This window comes from Ruegeria sp. AF8, assembly GCF_056541825.1.
The window spans coordinates 247,045-268,492 of sequence record NZ_JBQFYW010000003.1 but is presented as its reverse complement, the minus strand read 5'-3'; the positions used below and the strand labels follow the sequence as shown (position 1 = coordinate 268,492).

The window sequence follows — 21,448 nt, the reverse complement described above, 5'->3', positions numbered from 1 at the left end:
CTCAACCGTGACTGAATTCGAAGTTTCAACACGTTGAGTGATAACCGATATTTCAAGTTTTTCGCGAAGTGCTTTAGTTGTTTTCCAATGCGGCCAACATGCCAGAAATTTCCGCGCGCGTTTGTTGGCTTGCAGCCAACAGACTTTTGGCGCTTGCCAATGGGGGGCCGTCAGCCGGCTGCACCGTATTCTCCATTCCAATGGCCATCCCGGCCAAACCGGAGTATTTCCCGGCATCCATTTCCTGCGCCTGTTTCCAGTTTTCAGACAGCCAAAGCAGGCGGGCCGCCGTTTCGGCATCACCAAGCTGCTTCAGGATTTCGACCGCCCGATCGATGTCTCCGGTGTCCGAATAGGCTCGGACCCTCAACTGCTGCGCCGCGTCGCTTTCCTCTCCGTCCAGCTGCCACAAAGATCTGTGTGGCTGCCCAGTTCCCTGGGACACGCGCGCCAGAGTCATGGAATATCGGGTGGGATCGCGCCGTTGCCCCAGTTGCCCGGCAAACGGGGCGGCCGCGTTGGCAAACCCAAGCTCCGTCAATCTCTCGGCGGTATCTGAAACCGTCTGATCGGACAACATGGTGATCTGTTCGGCAGAAAATCCAAATACGTGACGCAGAAATGCGATATCGTCCCCACGCTCGACCAGCATGGCTGCAACTTGCTCAAATGCCCGCGCAACCTCCGGTGCGTTCCGAGCCCAGTCCGCCTCTGACAGCGCCGCAAAGGACTGATTGAACTGATTGCTCAAGGCCAGCGCCACAATGTGTGCCAGCACCAGCCTGTGACCAAGTTCTGAACGGCGGTATTGCAGCGCGAACGAGGCCGCCAGTTCGACTTCATGCTCGGTCACCGCAGCGCCTTCAGCCCAGCGTTTTTCAATCAGCTCGATCAGAGCGACCGGAGCGGCATCAATCTGGCGCTTGGACTCGACGGCCGTTGTCAGCAGGGCATCTTGGCTGTCCGCAGCCCCCGCTGCCCGCGCCAGTCCGGCTTTGGCCAAAGCCAGCTGCCCATCCTCTTCCTTGCCTGAACCCTCCATCAACCTCAATACCCGCCGGGCGGCTTCCAGCCGGCCCGCCTTCGTGAGGGTTGCGACCAGATCATCCGAAAACAGGCTCCGCAAGTGCGGCGGCAGCCGGGCAAATGCCAGCTCGATTGCGGAGAGATTGGCGTCATCCGCCAAATACCCGTCGGCCAAAAGCCCCCACAGCGACAGACTCGTGTCACATCCTTGTTGGTATGAAAACGGATGTGGCGTTGGCAGGGGCAGCCCTTCGGTCACCGAGGCCACCGCGCGGATGAACCGATGATCCGGCTCATCCGCCCCGGCCAGGTTCAATACGTGCACCGCCTCTGCCCCGAACCCAAAGTAGGCGTACGCACGAGCGAGTTTCAGCACCTGATCGGAATTCACGCGATCAAACTCGGAAAACAGCAGCACCCTTGAAGATGCGATTTGGTTGGAAAACAGTGACCCGTCGTTCCACGTCTCAAACCCGAAATCGTTGTCGCCAAAGCAATTTCGGAGTTGGCCAATCGACCTCCCGTCTGTCGAGTTCACATCCGGTTCCCGATCCAGCGCCGTGGAAACCACGATATTGGCCAGCTCAGTTTCCCAGGGAAGGTTTTGTTCGATATTCGCCCGTATAGTGTTTCGCGGACCAATCCGGGCGAGGTTGAGGTCGAGAACCTGCTGATCCGCCCCCCGTATGAGTCTTGACATCACCTCCGTCTCCAATCCGACGAACAAGTGCTTCAATTCGTTTTCCGCCGGCACCAGCGGCAATAGCGGCGGCGCGCCTGTGTTTCGCTCATCCTCGTCAATCGCCCCGGCCAACACCGGTGGCCCTTGCGGCAGCGAGACTGCCGCGTTCCGAGGAACTTCCCCGGGTGCTATATCCATCACGATCATTGTCCCTGCATGCAGGAACGACCTCACGACACAGTCGCACGCCAATTCCAGCTGCAACGGCGCGCCCGGATCATCCTGCTTCAGCTCCGCCAGGCGCTCGCGGGAAATCCGACTGAACACACCGCTAAGATCAAAATCAACATCACCAAGCTCAACGGTCAATGTGGCCACATGACCATACTGATCCAGACGCCAATCCGTTCCGGCCGGTACTGTCGCTACCAATCTGGTATACGCGCCATGTTCGCCGGACTTCACGATGACCGGTTCCGACGTCGCATCGGTGGCAAGCAAGGCCAAGGCTATGAGCGCAACGAGTCCCCGCATCATGCTGCCGATTTCTTGAGTTCCTTGAGCGCGTCCTCCAAATCGGAGAAGCCGGGCCGGTTGTGAGTCGGCGTGTTCTGACGTCCGACTTCGATGCACATGGCGGCGTTGTGATTGTGCAGATTTGCCACCAGCACTTCCTTGATCAACTGGTAAAAATGGTTGTCCTCTTCGACGACCGACTTCAGCTTTCCTGCGAATGGTCCCACCAGCCCATAGGCCAGAAACACGCCCAAAAACGTACCCACCAGTGCACCGCCAATGAGCTTGCCCAGTATTTCCGGTGGCTGATCAATAGATCCCATCGTCTTGATGACTCCGAGCACAGCCGCGACGATACCCAGTGCCGGAAGGCCGTCCGCGACCGTTTGCAGGGCATGGCTGGAGTGCATGGCGTGATGAAAATTGGCCTCCATCCGCTTTTCCAGTACTTCCTCTACCTGATGTGGATCGTCATAGTTCATCGCCGCCGAGCGCATCGTGTCACAGATCAGGTCCACGGCCTCGCGGTCGGCCTGAATTTTCGGAAAGCTTGAGAACAATGAGGAGTTTTGAGGATCTTCGATATGCTGCTCCATCTCCACGGCGCTGCTGCGGGCGATTCGGATCAGGGAAAACAACAGGCACAAGAGATCGCGATAGTCCTGCGGCTTCCATTTCGGTCCCTTGAAAACCTTTCCGATGTCCTTGACCGTATGCTTGATACCGCCCATGTCGTTGCTGATCAGGAATGCTCCTACGGCTGCGCCGCCGATCATCATCAACTCGAAAGGCAGCGATTTCAGAATGATGGTCATCTTGCCTCCGGCGGCCAGATAGCCGCCAAAAACCATCGAGAAAATTAGAACGATTCCGATGATCCCTATCACGTCCGATCTCCCCTGAAATTGTTGGCCGTCATTGTTGTCATTGCAGCTATTCTTTCGGCACTGACGCGTTTCGCCCCGCCAGCACCACGCTGATCGTATAGGCCGCTTGTGGGCTGAGCCCGGCCATCACACCGGCCGCATTTTCCGGTGCCATCCGGGCCAGAAATCCGGCAGCAAAGGTCGGGTCCATCTCTTCGAAAAGCGCGGCGGCCTCTTTCGGCTTCATGTTTTCGTAGACGTCCGTCAGCCGGGCCAGATCGCTTTCGGACGCGGTTTCGACCAATATCAGCGTCGCCCTGAGTGCTTCTTCCGCCTCGGTCAACTCCGCCAACCGTCTTTCAATTGCTTTGTCGGCGACTTCCAGAACCTTCATCCGATCCTGATGGGCGCGTTCGCGCCGCTCAAGCTCGGCCTCGCGCGTTGAAAATTCCCCTAGCAGGCGCCTCAATTTCTCGTCGCTTGGCTCGGGCCCCCGGTCTGGCTGCATTTCGAGGTTTTTCGGCTGTTCCGACATTTCCCGTGCCAGCGCAGGGCCTGCTTCCACTGCAAACCGAATGATTGCGGAGCCGATCATCAGGACAGAGATCAGGAGCAATGTACCCCCGCGACCGTTACCCGGTTTTCCGGCGGTCATGGCGCCGCCCCCCCCATCGTGCGCCCGTGGCGAAAGAACATGAGCCCGGCCGGCGTCGGCTCGTCTGTTTCTCCGGTCGGGGCTGCACTCCGGTTTTCGGGCTCCGCCGGGGCGGACGCGTCATGCGGGTCGTTTTCATCCCTGCTTTTCGAAACATCCGATGCCTGCACCTCGCTGTCCGAAGCGACGTCGTGCATCGATGCCATGATCAGTTCCAGCCTGTTTGCCACAGCCTCGGCCCTGCCTGCGAGATCTTGCAGCGACAGGTTGGATTGATCCGACACCGAGCGCGCGGACACCAGTGATTTGTTCAGTTCATCAACCTGAGTGGACAGCACGGCGACCGCCCCTCCCACGCCTTTTTCAAGGTCGTTGAAACGCTTCAGGCGGTGGCCAAGGATGAAACAATACAGCCCCGCGCCCAACGCGCCCGCGACCAGCAAGATATCGGCGATTAGTTCCAAATCAGTCTCCTAGCTCAAAACGAATTCCATGATCAGGACGTCGCGAACCCGTCCGTCACCCACAACGATATTGATGCGGCGCAGCATGTGACCGCGCAGCCGCGTCAGGGCGAGCGGGTCCTGCAGATCAGATATCTCGACTGCACGCAGGTAACCGTTGAGCAGGTCGAGAATGCGCGGGCGGAGCTTTTCCACTTCCGCCAGATAGGCCTCATCCACTTCCAGCTGGGCATGAAAGCGAAGGTGCCTGCCATTGCTGCCCGCCTCGACCGAAATGACGAAAGGATGCAGATCGACGTAACCGACCGCAGGCAAGGCCGACGGCGTCGCCTCAGCAGCCGCGCCATGTTTCCCCGCCGTTCCGTGGCCGCCATTCAAAATACCCGAAGCCGTCAGGTAGTACCCGGCGGCAGCCCCTGCGATCGCAAGGATTCCAGCCAGTATGATGCCCGACTTTCGTTTGGGTTTGGGTGCTTCGATCTGTTCGGCAGTTGCGTCGGTCATGACGGTCCTCTTGGTCGGCCTGTCCGACTCATAACCATTGAGGGACTAACCGATTGTTAAGGCCGATCGTCCAAACAGTACGCATGCCGCACAGAAGGTCGGCAAGACGGAGGTGAACGTGCAGCAGGTAAGAACTGTCTGGGCAGGTTTGAATAAAGGACAGAAAATTACGGTCGCCGGCGCGGTGGTTGCCATGTTCCTTGCCATCCTCACCATGACCCGAATCGCCAGCGCGCCGTCGATGGTTCTGCTGTATGCGGGGCTGGAAAACGCCACGGCGGGCGAAGTTGTTCGCGCGCTGGATCAGCGCAACATACCCTATGAGGTCCGCGGGGGATCAATTTATGTTCCCGACGCACGACGAGACGAATTGCGCATGACCCTGGCCAGCGAAGGCCTGCCAGCTAACGGCGGCAAGGGCTACGAGTTGCTTGATGCGCTCAGCGGATTTGGAACGACATCGCAGATGTTCGATGCCGCCTACTGGCGCGCGAAAGAGGGCGAGTTGGCCCGGACAATCATCGCGAGCCCGTATGCCAGCCAGGCCCGTGTACACATCGCCAACGGCGCGGCCAATCCCTTTCAGCGCGAGATCCAGCCCACCGCCTCGGTTTCCGTGATGTCCGCCAGCGCTCAGCTCACCGCTGCGCAGGCCAAGGCCATCAGATTTCTCGTGGCCTCTGCGGTCAGCGGGCTATCGGTGGACAATGTCACCGTAATCGACGCGGACGGAACGATTATCGGAGCTTTGGAGGACACATCGGCAACAAGTGTATCAGATGATCGCGCACGGCAGCTTCGCGAAAGGGTTCTGAGATTGGTCGAGGCACGCGTCGGCACCGGCAATGCGGTGGTCGAGGTCAGTGTCGACACGGTGACGGAAACCGAATCGATCCGCGAGCGCCGGTTCGACCCGAACGGACGGGTCGCCATCAGCACTGATGTCGAGGAGCGTTCGGACAATTCGCGCAATCAATCTGCAGGGGTGACGGTCGCTTCGAACCTTCCTGATGGCGATGGGGCCGAGGGCGACGAAACCAATTCGACGGCGAGCCAGTCCCGGGAGCGTGTGAACTATGAGGTATCAGAGACTGAGCTGGAAATTCTGCGTGTGCCCGGCGCGATCAAGCGCCTGACCGTCGCGGTCTTGGTCAATGGCACCAAAACAGCCGATGCATCCGGCGCCCTGAAATTCGAGCCATTGCCGCAGGCGGAACTTGACGCCCTGAAAGAGCTGGTGGCCTCGGCAGTCGGCTTTGACACCGAAAGAGGCGATGTGATTACGCTGAAATCGCTGGACATGCCTGCGGTCGAACCAATCGGCACCTTGGCTGAATCCACGCTGTGGCAGCGGCTGAATTTCGACGTGATGTCACTGATTCAACTGGCGACCCTGGCTGTGGTCACTTTGTTTGTGGGGCTGTTTGTCGTCCGGCCGATATTCTCGAAACAGGTTGCTGCGTCCCCGTTGCTGACCCCGCCCGAGCGCAACGCGGGCAACCGCGTGCTCACCGGAGAGATAGAAACCGACATTGATCCGGCCACGGCGCTTCCTGGCGCTCCTGAACAAAATCAAGCCGTTGCCGTGATCGGCGGTCAAAGACCTGACGAGGCGGTTGAGCGTCTGCGCGCGATGATCGGCGACAAACAGGAGGAAACTGTCGAGATCCTGCGCAACTGGCTGGAAGAGAATGAGGAAGTCGCCTGATGTCGATCGCGCATCTTCTGGAACAGTTCGAACCGGGCGCGGTGGCCGGAAAGGAAATACATATTCTGCCCGAGGAAGCTTTGGAAGAACAGAAACTGGAAGCCTTTGAACGCGGCTATGGCGCAGGCTGGGAAGATGCGGTCAAAGCACAGTCGGACAGCAGCGCGCATCTGAACGCAGAACTGGTAAGAGTTCTCGAAGATAGTTCGTTCACCTATCACGAGGCGCTCAGCCAGATGGCCTTGTCGCTGGAGCCGATGTTTCAAAGCCTGATGGCGCAGGTGCTGCCGCAAACCATCGATCAGGGTTTCGTCCACCATATCGCCGCGCAGCTTCGGGATATGGCGCAATCGGAAATTGCGCAACCGATTCAGATTGTCGTGCCCGAAGGGGCCGGTGCTGGTCTTTCGCCTGTACTCGATCATCAGCTTCAAATGCCTGTCGATGTGATCGAAGACACCACGCTGCCGCCCGGACAGGCTCGGATATCTGTCGGCACGGCCGAGCGGGAATTGGATCTCGCATCTCTCATGACATCCATAAACGAGGCGCTCACCGCCTTTCTTCATCAGGCCAAGGAGGTTTCCAACTCATGACTGACGGCAGCAGAACAGCGGACACTCAGACCCCCTTCGATTCGGTCCCAATTGAAATCACGGTCTCGGTCGGGCGCGCGCGGCCGGCCATTCGGGAATTGCTGAATTTGGGCGAAAACGCAGTTCTGACGCTGGACAAGCGGATTGAAGATCCCGTCGACCTATATGTCGGTGACCAGCTCGTTGCCCGAGGGCAGCTTGAGGAAATGGATGGCGAAAACGCCGGTCAACTGGCCGTGCGCCTGACCGAGATCGCCGAGTTTCGGAACGGTCTGCGATGACGAACACGGCCGCACGCTGTGCCGCACTGGCCCTTTGTTTCACCCTGTTGCCACAACTGGCGTTGGCTCAGGATCTCACGTTGTCCCTGGGCGAAGGCGGGTCTCTGTCGGCAAGAACCATCCAGCTGATCCTGTTGATCACAGTCCTGAGCATCGCGCCTGGGCTCGCTATCATGATTACCTGCTTTCCGTTTCTGGTCACCGTTTTGGCCATTCTTCGGCAAGGTATCGGTCTGCAACAATCACCCCCGAACATGTTGATCATCAGCCTTGCTTTGTTCCTTACCTATTTCATCATGGAACCGGTTTTCACCGAAGCCTGGACCGTCGGAATACGTCCCATGATGGACGAGGAACTGGAAGTGGAACCAGCAATCGAAAAGGCACTGGTTCCCTTCAAGATTTTCATGGCGGCTCGGGTCGATCCGGACACATTCCATGCCATCTCTTCGCTTCGGCCCGCAAGTGCCGGCGTCACGCTGTCTCCGGAAGCGCCGGTTTCGGCCCTGATCCCATCCTTTATGCTGTCCGAGATCGCGCGGGCCTTTCAGATCGGGTTTCTGGTCTTTTTGCCTTTCCTGATCATCGATCTGGTGGTCGCGGCGGTCCTGATGTCGATGGGGATGATGATGGTTCCGCCTGCAACCGTGGCCCTGCCTTTCAAACTTGCATTTTTTGTCATTGCCGATGGATGGTCTCTGATCGCCGGGGCCTTGGTGCGGAGCTATGCCCCGTGAACACAGAATATATGCACGTCCGTCAGGCGCGCTGATTGTGGCTTCTGGCCTCGACGAACAGGTCACTCGCGCGCCGTGTTTCCCTCTTCTCAGCGCCGCGGCAATCTCTTGCCGGGTCAGCGGAACTCGTGGCATGGCCAGTGGAGCTTTTAGAAATGCCCATTCCCATTGGGACAGTGATACCTGAACCCGCATAGTTTTCCACGCCGGAGGCCGCCCGGCTCTGCGACGGGTCCAACACCCGGCAAAGGCAGACTCCGGACCTTGCTTTTGACGCGACCAAATTGTCCTATCTCCTCACCAAAAATGGCGAGAGGTTGAATTGATCCGATGCGGCTGGTCGCGGATGTTGGTGGTACGAATGCCCGCTTTGGCCTGACCTTGGGAAGGGGTCAGGCACCTACCGGCGTCAAAACCTACCGAAACGATGAATTCGGGGATTTTCAGGATGCTTTGCGGCGGTATCTCGCGGATACTCGTAACCCTGACGTTTCGGACATTGTCCTTGCGGTCGCAGGCCCCGTCATCGGCAGGATAGCCCGTCTGACCAACCGCGACTGGATCATCGATGCGGACAGGATCAGCGCTGGCGTCAGAGGCGTGCCGGTTCACCTGATGAACGATCTGAAGGCCCTGGCTCACGCGATTTCGTATTTGGGTCCGAATGATGTGGCGACGGTCTCTTCGGCCTCTTGCCTTCCCGAAGGGCATCAGTCGCTTGTTGTGGGCATCGGAACCGGGTTCAATGTCAGCCTGGCCTTCATCGGCGGTGAGACTGTCATCTGTCATGCCGCCGAATATGGGCACACCAGTCTGCCTTCCACCATCAACCGCCGGTTGAAACAGGAACTTCCGAGTCTTGAAACCCTGCCTACAGTGGAAGACTGTTTTTCCGGACGGGGCCATGCAAGGTTGCATAGCGCATGGACAAGTCGAAACCCGGAGGATCGGAGTTTTCCGGACTTTTACGCGGAACTGCTCGGGCTTTTGACCCGCGATCTACTGCTGGTCTTCATGCCGATGGCGGGCATCTATTTCGCAGGCAGTGTGGCACGCGGGGTCTTGCTGCCGGATGCCCGTACTCGCTTTACAGAAACGTTCAACAGCCCGAATTCACTTGCGGAGCGCCCGCGCGCACCCGTTTTTGTCATCACCAACGATGCTGCGGCACTGCGCGGGTGCAGCGCGCTGACGGACGCGTCCTGAGAAAACCTACGGGGTCAATGCATCGGCCCCGCAAGCAAAGATACGCCCGAAGCCTTCGATCCGATCGTCAATTCCGGCGCGGCGCAGGCAACTCCAGAAATGGGCCTGATTGCTGGTCAGAACCGGTTTTCCGGTGACCTGTTCGATCTCTTCAATGGCATCCAGAGAGCGAATTCCGCTGCACGACAGGAAAATCGCATCGGCCTCGGGCTGGTCGATCTCGCAGGCAAACTTTTTCCAATAGGCAGGGGTCACCTTGCCGAAATCCAGACCAGTGGACAGGTTCAGCCCCTGTATGTCCAAAAGGTCGAACCCCTTTCGGACAAGGAAATCCGCCTCGACCGTGTTGATCTCGTCAAGATAGGGCGTCCCGACCACGATCCGTTTTGCATTCAAAGCCTTCAGCGCATCGACCACGCCGGTAACCAGGCACATGGGCTGTGCCCAGGGCGCGCCCTTGCGGATTTCCGCGAACACCCGCTCTTCGCCGTTCACGATGGATCCGCTGGTACAGCAATAGCTGACGACGCTTGGCCGGACATCCGGTTGCAGCCGCGCCGCCGCTTCGGCCATGTGATCTATATGGCGGGCCAATGTTTCGTTGGTGGTGTGATCCTCGGTCTTCAGACGGGTGATGTGAATGCCCACACCTTCGGGAGCCATCGCGAAAAGATCCGCTTCGCAGGCCAGATCGGTGGACATGAGGATGAATCCCAGACTGACCCGATAGTGCCGCCCCGCATCCATTTCCGGTGTGCGGGCAGCGGATCTGATGGGTGTGCCGGGGACGTACATGTTTTGAAACCTCGTTCAAATAATTGGCAGTTCCGGCGCGGCGCGGGCCGTCAACAGTTCAGGCCCCGACGCTCGGATTACGATGTTTTCCTCATGCACCATGATACGTCCATCACCATACCCAAGCGAGGGTTCCAGCGTCAGCACCATGTTCTCCTGCAACTCGGTGTGGTCAAAGGCCGCGTGCGACGGCCACTCGGTCAGTTGCATTCCCAGACCGTGGCCCAAACGCCCGACATCGCCGCCCTGGTCGTCCATTTCGCGAATGACCGATTGCATGGCATCGAACAGGTTCCGGCAGGTCGCACCGGGCCGGGCCGCTGCCAATCCGGCCTCGGTCGCGCGCCACAAGACATCATAGGCGCGGCGGGATAGCTCATTGGCGCGGCCGATGGCATAGTTCCGGTCGAAATCGCAGAAATACCCGTCCCATGTCGCGCCGGTGTCGAACATGAGGATGTCGCCAACTTGCAATTGCCGGGTGGACGGTGGCGAAATCACGTCGAAATACCCCCCCTGATCGGCCCCACCGACCAGATAGGGCACATCATCGACACCTTGCGCCAGCGCCTCGCGCCGGAAGGCCCGAAAGGCACCATCCAGCGGCATACCCTCGTGAACGATCTCGGGCACACGCGCGAAGGTGGCGGAACCCAATGCGCAGATGTGGCGGAGTTTTTCGATTTCGGCCTCGGACTTGACCATCCGCAAATTGCGAACCAAACCTGTCGCGTCTGCGACGGTCAACCCCGGCAGGCCGGCCAATAGCCTTTCGAAATCCGCCAGCGGCATGCGAAGATGCGTTTCGTGCCCCTTCAGCATTCCGATTGCCGCCCCGGCCTGAGCCAGCGGAGCCAAAAGACCGGTCAACAGGCTGATGCCATCATCCCCGGGTGCAGGGGCGCTCCACGTGCGGATGTCTTCGATCCATGTCGTTCGCATCAAGGCCGCGCCAATCTCCGGGATGATTGCGACCGGTTTGCCTTCTGCAGGAACGAACAGGAACCAGGGCCGGGTCGGGCTTTGCCAGAACAGAGTATGAAACCCGCTGAAATAGCGAACCTCGGGCTCTGTCGTCAGCAACAGGCCGGCCAGCCCCTGTTTCGCCATCAACGCCTGCGCCTTGCCTGTTCGCATGGCGAATTCCGCAGAGGCGAACCCGCGCGTGGGTTGGTCACGCATCGGCGGTTTCCGTCATGATGGTCTCGAAAATTGCCGGATCGGTAACACCTTCGGACCCGATCAACAGAATGGTTGAACTGGTGTCCAGACCCAGCGCGCTGGACATATCCGCGCTTTTCCGGGCGGCGATCAACGCAGCCAGCCCGGCCACCGCGCTTTCCCCGGCTTCAACCGCCAGGTCGCCAAAAGGCGGGCGCGCCAAAAGGCGCATCGTCGGCGCCACGATATTGTCCGGAATAGTGACGAAATCCGAAGCTTCTTCGGCAAGGATCTCCCATGCCATTTCGGAAGGTTCGCCACAGGAAAGGCCCGCCATGATGGTTTCTTCCGCGATCTGTACGGCCTTCGGCACCCCGGCCCGCGCGCTTTCGAAAAGACAGGCTGCCAACTCCGGTTCCACGATGACAACGCGGGGCGAGCGTTCTCGCCAGTATTGCCGCAAGCCTGCTGCCACAGAGGCCGCGAGACCACCAACGCCGCCTTGCAGAAACACATGTGTCGGAGGCGTTTCCAGAGCCTCGCAAATCTCGCGCGTCATGACACCGTATCCGGCCATGACATCGCGCGGAGGTTCAGTATATCCCGGCCAGGACGTGTCTGAGACCACGAACCAGCCGTTTTCTTCCGCCTCTTTCCGGGCCAGATCGACAGAGGCGTCATAGTCACCGTCGATCCGGATCACTTGCGCACCGAGATCCCGCATCGCCTGCGCCCGGCCCTCACTTACTTCGGCATGGATGTAGATACGGCAGGGAGCGCCAAACCGCTGGCATCCCCAGGCCAGCGACCGGCCATGATTGCCGTCGGTGGCCGAAACCAAAGTGATTGCGGCGCAGGCATCCTTGTGCTCGCCGTTCCGAATATCATCAAGGGCGACTTCGGCCCCGGTCAGCCGGGCCAGTTCCCGCTGCAGCACGCGCAACGCGGCATAGGACCCGCCCAGCGCCTTGAAACTGCCCAATCCGAACCGCGGCCCTTCGTGCTTGTAATGGATGGCCGCGACCCCGATCTCTGCCGCCAGCCCTGCAAGAGTGACCAGAGGCGTTGCCTGATAGCCCTTCCATTGCGTGATTTCCTGGACCGCGCGCGCAAAATCCCGTTCGGAAAGAACCCGCTTGGCAGCATCACCGGATTTGCGAGCCGCAGGGACATGCTTCAGATTGGCCGATATAAATTCTTGCATCATCGTTCAGTCTTTCTGGTTGGCGGGCAGCCGGTTGCGCACCAGTTCGGCCCAAAAGCGCGCGCCTATAGGCAGCAACGCATCGTTGAAGTCATAGGTATCGGAGTGAAGCGGTTGACCGTTTGGCCCGTCCTGGCCATTTCCCAACAGCAGGAAGCAACCGGGGACAGCTTGTGTGAAATGCGCAAAATCTTCGGAAAAGCTCATGGGCGTCCGGTCAGGGATCGTCTCCAACGCCATTTTCTGCGCCACGGTTACGGCGGCTTTGGTCGGTTCGTCCGCGTTGATGGTTTCGATGAACTCGGTATCAAATGTCATCGCGACCGTCACACCATGCGCCGCCGCAAGTCCCTCGACGATCTGGCGCATGAAGCCGGCGATGGCCGTGCGATCCTTTGGTGCGCGGGCCCGCACATCACCTTTCAAAACGGCATTGCCCGGCAATACGTTGCGCTGACCGTCAGTTATGAATTCGGTAACCGATACGACCGCACCGGCGCCGGGCGCCAGCTTGCGCGACACGATGGTTTGCAGCGCCTGTACCATCTCGGCCCCGACGGTTATCGCATCCACACCCACCTGCGGCATCGAGGCATGTCCACCCTGACCCTGTATCCTGATTTCAAACAGGCTTTCGCTGCTGCAGATCAATCCGGGACGGGTCGAAACCTGACCGACCGGAGCCCCGGGCAGGTTGTGGATCGCAAAAACCTCTTCGATAGGGAACCGCTCCAACACGCCTTCCTCGATCATCGCCTTCGCACCCAGGCCATGTTCTTCGTTCGGCTGGAACAAAAAGACTACGGTGCCGTCAAATGCGGCCTTGTCCACCAGAATTTCAGCTGCACCCAAAAGCATCGCCATGTGACCGTCATGGCCGCATGCGTGCATCACATGGTCTGTCAGCGACGGATAACCATGCGCCGACTTCTCGCTGATCGGCAGGGCATCCATGTCGGCCCGTAAGCCGATTGCCCGATTTCCGGTGCCGGCTTTCAGAATGCCAACCACACCGGCGCCGACATGCACCTCCAGTCCGAGATTCATCAGATAATCTGCAACATAAGCTTTCGTCCCGGTTTCCTGAAACCCAAGCTCGGGATGCTGATGCAAATGATGCCGGACGGATGTCAGGCGTTGATGAAAACCCGTCATTGCGACCCTCCTTGAGGATCACAAACTATTCCATTTGACGAGTGATCGGGCATCGAAATTCGCAGCAACCGTACGAAATTCGTTGTCTCCCTCCCCGTTTTGTATTTTTTTGGTCTCCATGGATGACAAAGACCTCTGCATACTGAAGCTGGTTCAGACGGATGCCCGCCTGACCGCCGAAGCAATCAGCCAGGACGTCGGACTTTCACCACCTGCCGTGCAGAAGCGGCTGAAGCGATTGCGGGAAACCGGCGTCATCGAGCGCGACATTGCTGTGCTTTCGCCCGCCAAGGTCGGGCGGGAACTCACCGTGATTGTCGAAGTCATCCTGGAACGGGAAAGCCGCGCCCATCTGGATGCGTTCAAGCGCAAGATGCGTAACATCTCAACGGTGCAACAATGCTACTACACCACCGGAGAGGCGGATTTCATACTGATCCTGGCCGTCAAGGACATCAAGGAATACGAAGCCTTTACCCAGCAACATTTCTTTGATGAATCGAATATCAGCCGTTTCAAGACATCCGTCGTCATGGACAGGGTCAAGGTTTCGCTGGATATCCTTTGACGCCGGGCGCATGTCCCAAAAAGGTAAGAGGCCGACATCCCAAAATGTCAGCCTCTTCAGAGTGAGTGGTTCGGCGTTGCGCCGGACCGGGGAAATTCTGTATTAACACTAGGCAAAAGCCCGCCTTTGCGAAATTAGGGGATTCCCGTAGACGCGAAACTTTTCGCCCTTTGCGGAGTTGGGAACGATGCAAGGATCTGCTCAACAAAAAAGGCCGGTCCCCGGACCGGCCTTTTTTTCTTTGGCTGGAGTACGCCTTAGTTGGACGCCGCCATCATTTTTTCGTTGTGCTCTTTAAGAGTGTCCGAAATGACGGCGTACCACTCGCCCGATTCACGCATCTCGTTCAGGCCCCGGTTCAGCATCGCGATGTACTGACGGCCATAAGGATTGGTCCGGTGGGCCACGTAGCGCAGGCTGGAAAACGTGTTCACAAACGGGTTCTCGACAATGTCGTTCGGTGTCAGGCCCATTTCACTCATCGCATCTGCAGCAAGCTGAACCTCGAACGATGCAACATCCGCAACCCCTGTCAAAACCGCGTCCATGCATTCAGTCGCAGAAATTGGGCGGACCAGCTTTACATTCGGTTCAGCGACACCATGCTCTTCCAGATCGTGAGTGAACCAGCCATCCATCCGGCAGATGCTGGCGCCCTGGAAATCTGCGAACGACCGTGCCTTGGCATAGTCACTCTCGGGGAGCGTGTAAAAACCCACGACCGTATCATAGACACTGACCGTCGAATCGAATTGCGTGCAACGCTTTGTCGTTTCTTCGGACCATTCATAGGAGCGGTTGCTGCAATCCGGAATATACCAGGCCAGGGAGACGTCAAAGGCGCCAAGCGGCAGCAGAGTGTCGAGGTGCGATCCCCAGTCGTTCACGAAACTGACCGAAAAATCGCGCGAATTCCCCGCACGGTTCAGCGCCGTCGTTGCCAGGCGAACGATGAACCCACCGCCGTTCAAACCTTCATCCGCGAAGGGCGCCCAGTTGCCGCCGGTCACAAGCTTGATGGGGGGCTCATAGACATTCGAAACCCGGTTATTGGCGTTTCGGCTTTCCTCCGCCGCAATCAGTTCTTGTGCACTTTGTCCATTAGGAAGGCTGCCATCCTCACAGGGCAGTGCAAGAACCATCCCTGTTTCCAGATCGCTGGGATTGGAGATCAGGTTACGGTTTGCGTTGAAGATCGGCTGATAGTTGGATGTTCCGTATGCGGCAATCGAGATCGTGGCCAAAGTGTCGCCATCGGCAACGGTATAGTTTGTACAGGCCTCCTGCGCACTGGCCGCCCCGGCAGCAAGCGCAGTCACGGCAACTGCCGAAAGCCCAACTCGTTTGAGATTGAATTCAAGCATTTTTTCTTCCTCCAAGTTGTTCGGTAATCCGGCCTCAGCCGTTTTCCATCTGGTGACGCAGAGCGGTCGCGACGATGTCGCGCCATTCTCCCGATTGCTGCATGATGGCCAGCCCTTCGTTCAGGGTGTCCAGAATTGCTTCGCCATCAGGATTGTCTACATGTGTCATCACATTCAACGATTTGATCGCCGCAAGGTTTGGATTTTCGATGACCTGATGCTCATATCCCAATCGCGTGATCGCTTCGACCGCCAGATGCGCCTCGATCGCGACAATGTCCGCCCGGCCGTCCATGACCGCATGGAAACATTCGTCCGGCGACACGGGACGATACAGGTTGATTGCCGGTTCATAGAGACCCACGGCATCCATATGTGACAAGGACCAGCCTTCGGGGCGGCAAATTGTGGTGCCCGCAAAGTCGGCATATGTTCGCGTGGTTTCGTACCCGGAACCTTCCTGAGCAAAATACGTATCCACAACTTCATAAAACGGTTTCGAGAAGTTGTAGGTTTCACAGCGTTCACGGTCTTTTTCAGACAAGACCTCGGCCGTTTCGCAATTCGGACGTGACCACGGGAAGGTGGCGTCAAAGGCCAGGGTCGGCATCAGCAGATCAAGGTGCGAACTCCAGTCGTTCACGAACTGAATCTTGTATGCCTGTTCCGGCGCAGCGCGCAGAAACGCGGTTTCCACCAGCTTGGTGTACAGACCGCGATTTGGAAGGTTTTCGTCCGTGAACGGCGCATAGTCACCGCCGGTAATAAACAGCAACTGGCGGTCGCGGATTTCGGGGCGCTCGTCCGAAGACGCGTTCCGGATCAGTGCCGCGCCTTCGGAACGGGCGGCTTCGATCTCCCGTTTGGCAGCGGCCCTGGCTTCTTTCACGGCCTCTTCGCTCGCCTTCTTGGCTTCCTCTTCGGCGGCCGCAACGCGAGCCTCGGCCTGGGCGATGGCTTTTTCTGCTCGCTCTTCGGCGTTGCGAACCAGTTCCGCCGCCATTTCCGCCGCCAAGCGCTCTGCTTCAGTTTCAGGCTGCTTGGTCACTTGCACTGCCTCAGCGGAGGCGCATGGAATTTTCAGCGTGATCCCTACGTGAATGATATTCGGGTTGTTCCCGATCTCTTCTTGGTTGGCGTTATAAATGGCCCGATAGTCTTTGGAGCCATATGCCTGCTGGGCAATCTCCCGCAAGCTGTCACCGCGCTGGACAACATAGTCGGAACAGGCCTCTTGCGCGACAGCAGAACCTGTTGCGGCAGCAAGCGCAAGGCCGGATACGATCAGATATTTTTTCATGGTCCCTGTATTCTTTTCTGTACTCTGTTGGTTTCAGACATTCACGGGTTTCACCACTGCAATCGATATATTGTCCTGGTCAGGATCACCCAGCGCGCGCAATCCCTGCAACAACGCGTCGGCGATCTCCTGAGAGGGAGCGTCACACTGAGAGTTCAAGATGTTTCGGATGGACTTGTCGTCGAGAAACTGCAGCCCGTCGCTGGCAGCTATCAGGATATCCCCTCTGACCAGTTCAACCGGCCTTTCCGGGCAGTCCACCTTGGGGATTGGAGCCCCCATGATCACCGAGGTCAACCGGTTCCGATCGGGATGAGAGCGCGCCTCTTCCTCGGTCATCAGTCCGTCTTCGACCTTGGCATCGATCATCGGCGCCAAGGAATGGTCTTCGTTGATCTGCATCAGGTGACCATCCCGAAACAGAAAAAGTGGACTGTCACCGATCGAGATCCAGAACAGGCGGTTACCGAGCATGAGGGCTCCCAGAAGTGTGGCGCCCATGACCAGATCGTCGCCCTGTTCTTTTATGTGCCCCGATACTGCAGCGTTGGCCTGCATGGCCGCCATGGGCAATGCATCCAGCAACGTCGATTCCGCTGGCGAATCCTCGTCGAGTTGCCCATCAAGAACATCCCTCCAGGCCGAGACCACAAGCTCGGACGCGACATCGCCTGCGTCATGCCCCCCCATCCCGTCAGCAATCACGACATAACCGGCATTCACCGCATCGAAATAGCGGGCGGCAATCGCGTCTTCCTGCGTGTCGCGCTGCCCCCTGTCCGCCACAAGCGCGATATCATATACCGGAGACACCAGCATGCGTTAATTGTCCCGCCAGTCGAAATCTCCATCGCAGAATGCAACGAACCGGATACTGGTTTCGCTGATCCGGATCGTGTCGCCGCTGGACAGCGGCACCGTGCTCAGGACAGGGCCGCCGTTGAGGCGGACGAGGTTGGCCTTGCCGCCATGCCCCAGATAGCATTTGCGGTCCTCCGGGTCATAGGCAATCACCGCGTGGTTGCTGCGCGATATGCCGTGGTCGCCAAAATCCAGTTGAATGGCCTGGTCATCATTCCGGCCGATCTGCATCAAGCCTTCGGTCAATGCGATACTGGTTCCCCGCCCGGGTCCTGAGGTGATCACAAGCCAGCCAACGGGAAATTCCGCTTGCCGGGACGGCGCGGTCGCAGCGGGTTCAGCTTCCATCAGATCCTGGACATGCGTGTCGGGGCGCTCAAATCCAAGGAATGTCGTTTTGACACGTTCACGCCGGCTCTGGGCTGGTTGCGGCGCCGGAGCAGGTTCAGCGGCATGTGCCTCTTCAGCGATCTGCATCGCAGGCGCCTGGCTTTCCACAGGTTCTTCTTGTTCCGACATCGGCGCTTCGGCAGCAGGCTCGAGTTCGGGCAGGTCAGTCTCTTCGGCCGCCGCAGATTCTTCTTCAGGCTGAGACGGTGTTTCCTCTGGTTGCGTCAGTCTGAGCGTGACAACCTGCTCGTCTTCACCGTCCTCCTCAGGTTGAAATGAGAACTCATCCGTTTCCTCAACCACTTCCACGCTCTCAGAAGATGCCTCTTCCTGCAGGTCTTCCGCCGTGGGTTCCTCGTCCGACGCGAATTCAGGCATTTTTTCTTCCGGGATCAGTTCCTCGGCGTCCTCATAGGATTCCTCACCGGCGGTATTCCCGGCCAGTGCCTTTCGCAATGCGTTCAGATCTGCAATCGGCTCGGGCGCGTCGCCATCCTGTTCGCTTTCCGTGCTTTCCTTCGATTTGCCGGCACCTTCGAGAAGCCGACTCAGGGGGCTTTTGTATTTGAACATGGCGACGACCTTTCGCATTACAAACATCAGAACCGAAGTTCCATTTGGGTTTCACTTCCACCAAGGGCCAACGGCTCTGGCATCCTGGACTTTTTAAGAAACACTTGAACTTTTTACTCTCTGCTGCAGGACCGGCCCCGATCAGGCATCTTTCGGTCAGACCCGCAGAAACACACTCTGACAGCTGGAAAAATCACACCGGCCTGATCACTCCTTGGCAAGCTGCATTGCAACGTCGATTTCCGCGCCGCCCCTTAGAACGACAAGTCGGGCTTCGGGCTGACTATCCGCCACGAGCATCCCGAGTGCCTTGTCAAGGCTTTCCGGCCCATCGATGCTCTCACCTGAAATCGTTTCGCGCACGATAACATCATTGGCCTGCAAGTCCGGCGCTGCTTCGGCATTCGTCGTGGTCGCGATTGTTTGCCATCCTTCACCTTCGTCGGCGCGCGCGACAAATCCCAACCCATTTGCAAGACCGAGCACGCGAATTGCGGGTAGGGCAAGCAATCCATTATTGGCACGCGTCTCGCCCAACTGACGATAGCGGGCAACGACCCGGATATAGCCGTCGGAATCCACTTTCAGGTCGTCAAGAATCTGCGACGCAAACGACCGCCCATCGGGGATCGGTTCACCATTGATCGTGAATATGACCGTACCGCGCATGATCCAGTCACCGATGACCGTCATGTCCTGGTTCGGATCAAGCCCGGTCACGGCAACCACATTCCCATTCGACGCCCGGCGGCCGCTGGTCTCAAACGGGATTTCCACATCCCAATGGCTGAAAGCAATCTGCCGATCAAGCAGGTCGACCGGTTCTGCGTCGGACCCCGAGGCTGCCGCGACAGTTTCGGCTTGCGCGACGTCTTCCGCTTTTGCGCTTTCGGTGGCTGCTTCCTCGACCAGAACCACCTCATCGGCGACCGCCACTTCAGGGTCCTCCAATTCGGCGGTAACGTCTCCCGTGGATATTATCTGAGGCGGTGCGGCCTCATCGCCAGTTTCGATTGTTGTGGGCTCCGCTTCGGCAAGCTCTTCAAGCGCCGGCCCGCTGGCAAGAGGCTCGATCGTTTCCGGTTCCACCGAATCTGCGGTGGCAACCTGCACGTCTTCGTCGGTGACAACCTGAACGTCACCGTCCGTTCCGTTTGCCTCGACGGAAATATCGGTCTTTGTTTCATTCTGCGATTCTGCCACCGCTTCGACCGGAGCTGCAGTTTCTGCCGCAACTGGAGGGGTCTGCCCGGTTTCGCGTCCTGAAAGCGCAAAATACCCGCCCGCGGCCAAAGCGACAACAACCAGTGCAACGCCGCCGAACACCTTGCCGCCGCCACCCGAGTCGTTGCGAATGACGGTATCGACCGCGACTTGCGCCTCTTCCTGAGGCTTGAGTTCGGAGGGCAGCTTTGCACCATCGGGGTTGCCGCCGATTGCAATGTCTGAATTGCCGGCCAGCAAAGCGGTCACGACCGCTTCTGCATTTTCGGTTTCTGCACGAATGCGCTCTTTTTCGGCTTCGCTCAACGGTTCCTTTTCGTCCCGGTCGACCGCGACGATCACCGATACCGGGCGATAATTGAAATTTTCGAAAGCGACATCCGGTCCGCGGAACATACGCAACCATTCCAGCGCGGTCTGAACCCGGTCGGCCGCATGGATTTCCATCGCCTTGTCGATCGCTTCCAGAAATCCGTCCGGATATCCCTCGAACCGACCGGTCAGCGGGGCATAAGGATCTGGCTGGCTGTTGTTGAAGGCATTCAGACGGGTTTGCCCGTCGATCGGGCGCTCACCGCTGATTGCGTGATATAAGGTTGCCGCCAACACATAGAGATCGCTGCTGGGCCCCTGCTCGGACCCGCGAACATAAAACTCGTGCGGGGAGTATCCGTCCTTGACGACCCGCAACGCCAGCAGCGCCGCATTCTGGTTCGCCGCGCGTTCCCGGGCCGCACCAAAGTCGATCAGCACCGGTTGGTCGTTTTGGTCGATCAGAATATTGTCGGGCGATATATCGCGGTGCAGCATGCCGCTTTCATGGATGAAAGATACCGCCGACAGCATCTGTTCGGCGACCTGCACCATAAAGTCGGGCGTCGCCTCGTTCGCGGGGTTCTGCATGTATTCAAGCAGATCACCGCCCTTGATCAGGTCCATCGCTATATAAGCGGTCTGGTTGTCCTCGAACACCTGGTGGACATTCACGATGTTCGGATGCACCAGCCGCGCATGATTGCGCGCTTCCTGAATAAACAGATCGATAATCGCATGCAGGTCTTCGCGATATGACGGATCAGCCGCCTCGACCTTGTCGCCGTTCCGACGACACAGCGCGCCCGGGAAACACTCTTTGATGACGACATCGCGTTCCAGACTGTCGCGCGCCAGATACGTGATCCCGAAGCCGCCGTTGTTGAGAAAGCTGAGAATTTCGTACTGACCACGAAGAAGTCGGGCGCCGGGCCTCAGCGCCTCGATATGCGTCTCGTCGTTTTGATCGTGTCCGACAGCCTGATTCTGGCTCATTTTTTCCTGCCCGTGCTTCCCGATTCTGCGGCCGAAAGTTACTTGCCAAACAAGGCCACAGGCCCACACACTCACTACCAGAAACAGCCACAGGGCTTAAAATGGTTAAACTTTTTAATTACGACTAAATTGGGGCCTCGTGATGACCTACGTATGAAGCGAAGCCGCAATACATCAAGCCGTAGTGGATGCTATACATAACACGGCGAAATACTGAAGCCCACAGCGCCAAAAAGTGTCTCTAATCCGGAAAAAATGTATCGGCAGAATCGATGATTCCGCGCAATACGGGTTCAATCGACGC

At 58.2% G+C, this 21,448-nt stretch carries 20 protein-coding genes; 6 read left to right on the top strand and 14 right to left on the bottom strand.

What is annotated here, in order from left to right:
• Nucleotides 1-73: 73 nt before the first annotated feature.
• From ACR0AO_RS08565 to ACR0AO_RS08545, 5 genes are read right to left on the bottom strand one after another with little or no spacing between them, the layout of a single operon-like run.
• Complete coding sequence (locus tag ACR0AO_RS08565) at nucleotides 74-2,245, bottom strand: hypothetical protein (RefSeq protein ID WP_480602460.1); 2,172 nt, start codon at nucleotides 2,243-2,245, stop codon at nucleotides 74-76.
• Nucleotides 2,242-3,111: a flagellar motor stator protein MotA gene (gene motA / locus ACR0AO_RS08560; RefSeq protein WP_480602457.1), complete on the bottom strand. Its 870-nt coding sequence runs from the start codon at nucleotides 3,109-3,111 to the stop codon at nucleotides 2,242-2,244. The genes ACR0AO_RS08565 and motA overlap by 4 nt, the downstream gene beginning before the upstream one ends.
• A gap of 46 nt (nucleotides 3,112-3,157) precedes the next feature.
• Entirely contained in the window at nucleotides 3,158-3,745 is a 588-nt protein-coding gene (locus tag ACR0AO_RS08555) for a MotE family protein (protein WP_480602454.1), read from the bottom strand.
• Complete coding sequence (locus tag ACR0AO_RS08550) at nucleotides 3,742-4,209, bottom strand: hypothetical protein (RefSeq protein WP_480602450.1); 468 nt, start codon at nucleotides 4,207-4,209, stop codon at nucleotides 3,742-3,744. Before ACR0AO_RS08550 ends, ACR0AO_RS08555 begins: the two co-directional genes overlap by 4 nt.
• A 9-nt stretch (nucleotides 4,210-4,218) precedes the next feature.
• On the bottom strand, nucleotides 4,219-4,713 hold the full coding sequence (locus tag ACR0AO_RS08545) for a flagellar basal body-associated FliL family protein (protein WP_480602448.1): 495 nt from the start codon (nucleotides 4,711-4,713) through the stop codon (nucleotides 4,219-4,221).
• A 118-nt stretch (nucleotides 4,714-4,831) separates the two neighbouring features.
• Here ACR0AO_RS08545 and fliF point away from each other — a divergent pair, with 118 nt between their 5' ends.
• The 5 genes from fliF to ACR0AO_RS08520 all read left to right on the top strand — a co-directional run bounded on the left by fliF (nucleotide 4,832) and on the right by ACR0AO_RS08520 (nucleotide 9,241).
• Nucleotides 4,832-6,421 (top strand): flagellar basal-body MS-ring/collar protein FliF, encoded by a 1,590-nt coding sequence (gene fliF, locus ACR0AO_RS08540; RefSeq protein WP_480602446.1) that lies wholly within the window; start codon nucleotides 4,832-4,834, stop codon nucleotides 6,419-6,421.
• Nucleotides 6,421-7,017: a FliH/SctL family protein gene (locus ACR0AO_RS08535; protein ID WP_480602443.1), complete on the top strand. Its 597-nt coding sequence runs from the start codon at nucleotides 6,421-6,423 to the stop codon at nucleotides 7,015-7,017. The genes fliF and ACR0AO_RS08535 overlap by 1 nt, the downstream gene beginning before the upstream one ends.
• Nucleotides 7,014-7,298: a FliM/FliN family flagellar motor switch protein gene (locus tag ACR0AO_RS08530; RefSeq protein WP_480602441.1), complete on the top strand. Its 285-nt coding sequence runs from the start codon at nucleotides 7,014-7,016 to the stop codon at nucleotides 7,296-7,298. Before ACR0AO_RS08535 ends, ACR0AO_RS08530 begins: the two co-directional genes overlap by 4 nt.
• The gene (gene fliP, locus ACR0AO_RS08525; protein ID WP_480602439.1) at nucleotides 7,295-8,035 is read left to right on the top strand and encodes a flagellar type III secretion system pore protein FliP; all 741 of its coding nucleotides are present in this window, start codon (nucleotides 7,295-7,297) and stop codon (nucleotides 8,033-8,035) included. Before ACR0AO_RS08530 ends, fliP begins: the two co-directional genes overlap by 4 nt.
• Nucleotides 8,036-8,365: 330 nt before the next feature.
• Entirely contained in the window at nucleotides 8,366-9,241 is an 876-nt protein-coding gene (locus ACR0AO_RS08520) for a glucokinase (protein ID WP_480602437.1), read from the top strand.
• A gap of 6 nt (nucleotides 9,242-9,247) precedes the next feature.
• Here ACR0AO_RS08520 and ACR0AO_RS08515 read toward each other — a convergent pair whose 3' ends face one another.
• The 4 genes from ACR0AO_RS08515 to ACR0AO_RS08500 are packed head-to-tail and all read right to left on the bottom strand — an operon-like array spanning nucleotide 9,248 to nucleotide 13,556.
• Nucleotides 9,248-10,036 (bottom strand): maleate cis-trans isomerase family protein, encoded by a 789-nt coding sequence (locus ACR0AO_RS08515; protein WP_480602434.1) that lies wholly within the window; start codon nucleotides 10,034-10,036, stop codon nucleotides 9,248-9,250.
• Nucleotides 10,037-10,051: 15 nt separating this feature from the next.
• Complete coding sequence (locus ACR0AO_RS08510) at nucleotides 10,052-11,218, bottom strand: M24 family metallopeptidase (protein WP_480602432.1); 1,167 nt, start codon at nucleotides 11,216-11,218, stop codon at nucleotides 10,052-10,054.
• Complete coding sequence (locus ACR0AO_RS08505) at nucleotides 11,211-12,404, bottom strand: diaminopropionate ammonia-lyase (protein ID WP_480602430.1); 1,194 nt, start codon at nucleotides 12,402-12,404, stop codon at nucleotides 11,211-11,213. The genes ACR0AO_RS08510 and ACR0AO_RS08505 overlap by 8 nt, the downstream gene beginning before the upstream one ends.
• 3 nt (nucleotides 12,405-12,407) lie before the next feature.
• Nucleotides 12,408-13,556 (bottom strand): amidohydrolase, encoded by a 1,149-nt coding sequence (locus ACR0AO_RS08500; RefSeq protein ID WP_480602427.1) that lies wholly within the window; start codon nucleotides 13,554-13,556, stop codon nucleotides 12,408-12,410.
• Between the two features lie 118 nt (nucleotides 13,557-13,674).
• On the opposite strand from ACR0AO_RS08500, the gene ACR0AO_RS08495 reads away from it, so the two are divergent.
• Nucleotides 13,675-14,124, top strand: a complete 450-nt coding sequence (locus ACR0AO_RS08495; protein WP_480602424.1) for an Lrp/AsnC family transcriptional regulator — start codon at nucleotides 13,675-13,677, stop codon at nucleotides 14,122-14,124.
• Between the two features lie 257 nt (nucleotides 14,125-14,381).
• Here ACR0AO_RS08495 and ACR0AO_RS08490 read toward each other — a convergent pair whose 3' ends face one another.
• The 5 genes from ACR0AO_RS08490 to ACR0AO_RS08470 all read right to left on the bottom strand — a co-directional run bounded on the left by ACR0AO_RS08490 (nucleotide 14,382) and on the right by ACR0AO_RS08470 (nucleotide 21,144).
• Nucleotides 14,382-15,488, bottom strand: a complete 1,107-nt coding sequence (locus tag ACR0AO_RS08490; RefSeq protein WP_480602421.1) for a peptidoglycan-binding protein LysM — start codon at nucleotides 15,486-15,488, stop codon at nucleotides 14,382-14,384.
• 34 nt (nucleotides 15,489-15,522) lie between these two features.
• Nucleotides 15,523-16,788: a LysM peptidoglycan-binding domain-containing protein gene (locus ACR0AO_RS08485; RefSeq protein ID WP_480602417.1), complete on the bottom strand. Its 1,266-nt coding sequence runs from the start codon at nucleotides 16,786-16,788 to the stop codon at nucleotides 15,523-15,525.
• 33 nt (nucleotides 16,789-16,821) lie between these two features.
• Nucleotides 16,822-17,607 (bottom strand): PP2C family protein-serine/threonine phosphatase, encoded by a 786-nt coding sequence (locus ACR0AO_RS08480; protein WP_480602415.1) that lies wholly within the window; start codon nucleotides 17,605-17,607, stop codon nucleotides 16,822-16,824.
• Between the two features lie 3 nt (nucleotides 17,608-17,610).
• Nucleotides 17,611-18,639, bottom strand: coding sequence for an FHA domain-containing protein (locus tag ACR0AO_RS08475; protein ID WP_480602412.1), 1,029 nt, complete (start codon nucleotides 18,637-18,639; stop codon nucleotides 17,611-17,613).
• 180 nt (nucleotides 18,640-18,819) lie between these two features.
• Nucleotides 18,820-21,144: a serine/threonine-protein kinase gene (locus ACR0AO_RS08470; RefSeq protein WP_480602410.1), complete on the bottom strand. Its 2,325-nt coding sequence runs from the start codon at nucleotides 21,142-21,144 to the stop codon at nucleotides 18,820-18,822.
• Nucleotides 21,145-21,448: the final 304 nt, after the last annotated feature.

Coding starts and splice junctions, on each gene's coding strand:
- ACR0AO_RS08510 (WP_480602432.1), bottom strand. CDS start 11,218: ATGCGTGACCAACCCACGCGCGGGTTCGCCTCTGCGGAATTCGCCATG.
- ACR0AO_RS08470 (WP_480602410.1), bottom strand. CDS start 21,144: ATGAGCCAGAATCAGGCTGTCGGACACGATCAAAACGACGAGACGCAT.
- ACR0AO_RS08520 (WP_480602437.1), top strand. CDS start 8,366: ATGCGGCTGGTCGCGGATGTTGGTGGTACGAATGCCCGCTTTGGCCTG.
- ACR0AO_RS08555 (WP_480602454.1), bottom strand. CDS start 3,745: ATGACCGCCGGAAAACCGGGTAACGGTCGCGGGGGTACATTGCTCCTG.
- ACR0AO_RS08545 (WP_480602448.1), bottom strand. CDS start 4,713: ATGACCGACGCAACTGCCGAACAGATCGAAGCACCCAAACCCAAACGA.
- ACR0AO_RS08480 (WP_480602415.1), bottom strand. CDS start 17,607: ATGCTGGTGTCTCCGGTATATGATATCGCGCTTGTGGCGGACAGGGGG.
- ACR0AO_RS08500 (WP_480602427.1), bottom strand. CDS start 13,556: ATGACGGGTTTTCATCAACGCCTGACATCCGTCCGGCATCATTTGCAT.
- ACR0AO_RS08490 (WP_480602421.1), bottom strand. CDS start 15,488: ATGCTTGAATTCAATCTCAAACGAGTTGGGCTTTCGGCAGTTGCCGTG.
- ACR0AO_RS08505 (WP_480602430.1), bottom strand. CDS start 12,404: ATGATGCAAGAATTTATATCGGCCAATCTGAAGCATGTCCCTGCGGCT.
- ACR0AO_RS08565 (WP_480602460.1), bottom strand. CDS start 2,245: ATGATGCGGGGACTCGTTGCGCTCATAGCCTTGGCCTTGCTTGCCACC.
- fliP (WP_480602439.1), top strand. CDS start 7,295: ATGACGAACACGGCCGCACGCTGTGCCGCACTGGCCCTTTGTTTCACC.
- ACR0AO_RS08530 (WP_480602441.1), top strand. CDS start 7,014: ATGACTGACGGCAGCAGAACAGCGGACACTCAGACCCCCTTCGATTCG.
- ACR0AO_RS08535 (WP_480602443.1), top strand. CDS start 6,421: ATGTCGATCGCGCATCTTCTGGAACAGTTCGAACCGGGCGCGGTGGCC.
- ACR0AO_RS08515 (WP_480602434.1), bottom strand. CDS start 10,036: ATGTACGTCCCCGGCACACCCATCAGATCCGCTGCCCGCACACCGGAA.
- ACR0AO_RS08495 (WP_480602424.1), top strand. CDS start 13,675: ATGGATGACAAAGACCTCTGCATACTGAAGCTGGTTCAGACGGATGCC.
- ACR0AO_RS08475 (WP_480602412.1), bottom strand. CDS start 18,639: ATGTTTGTAATGCGAAAGGTCGTCGCCATGTTCAAATACAAAAGCCCC.
- ACR0AO_RS08485 (WP_480602417.1), bottom strand. CDS start 16,788: ATGAAAAAATATCTGATCGTATCCGGCCTTGCGCTTGCTGCCGCAACA.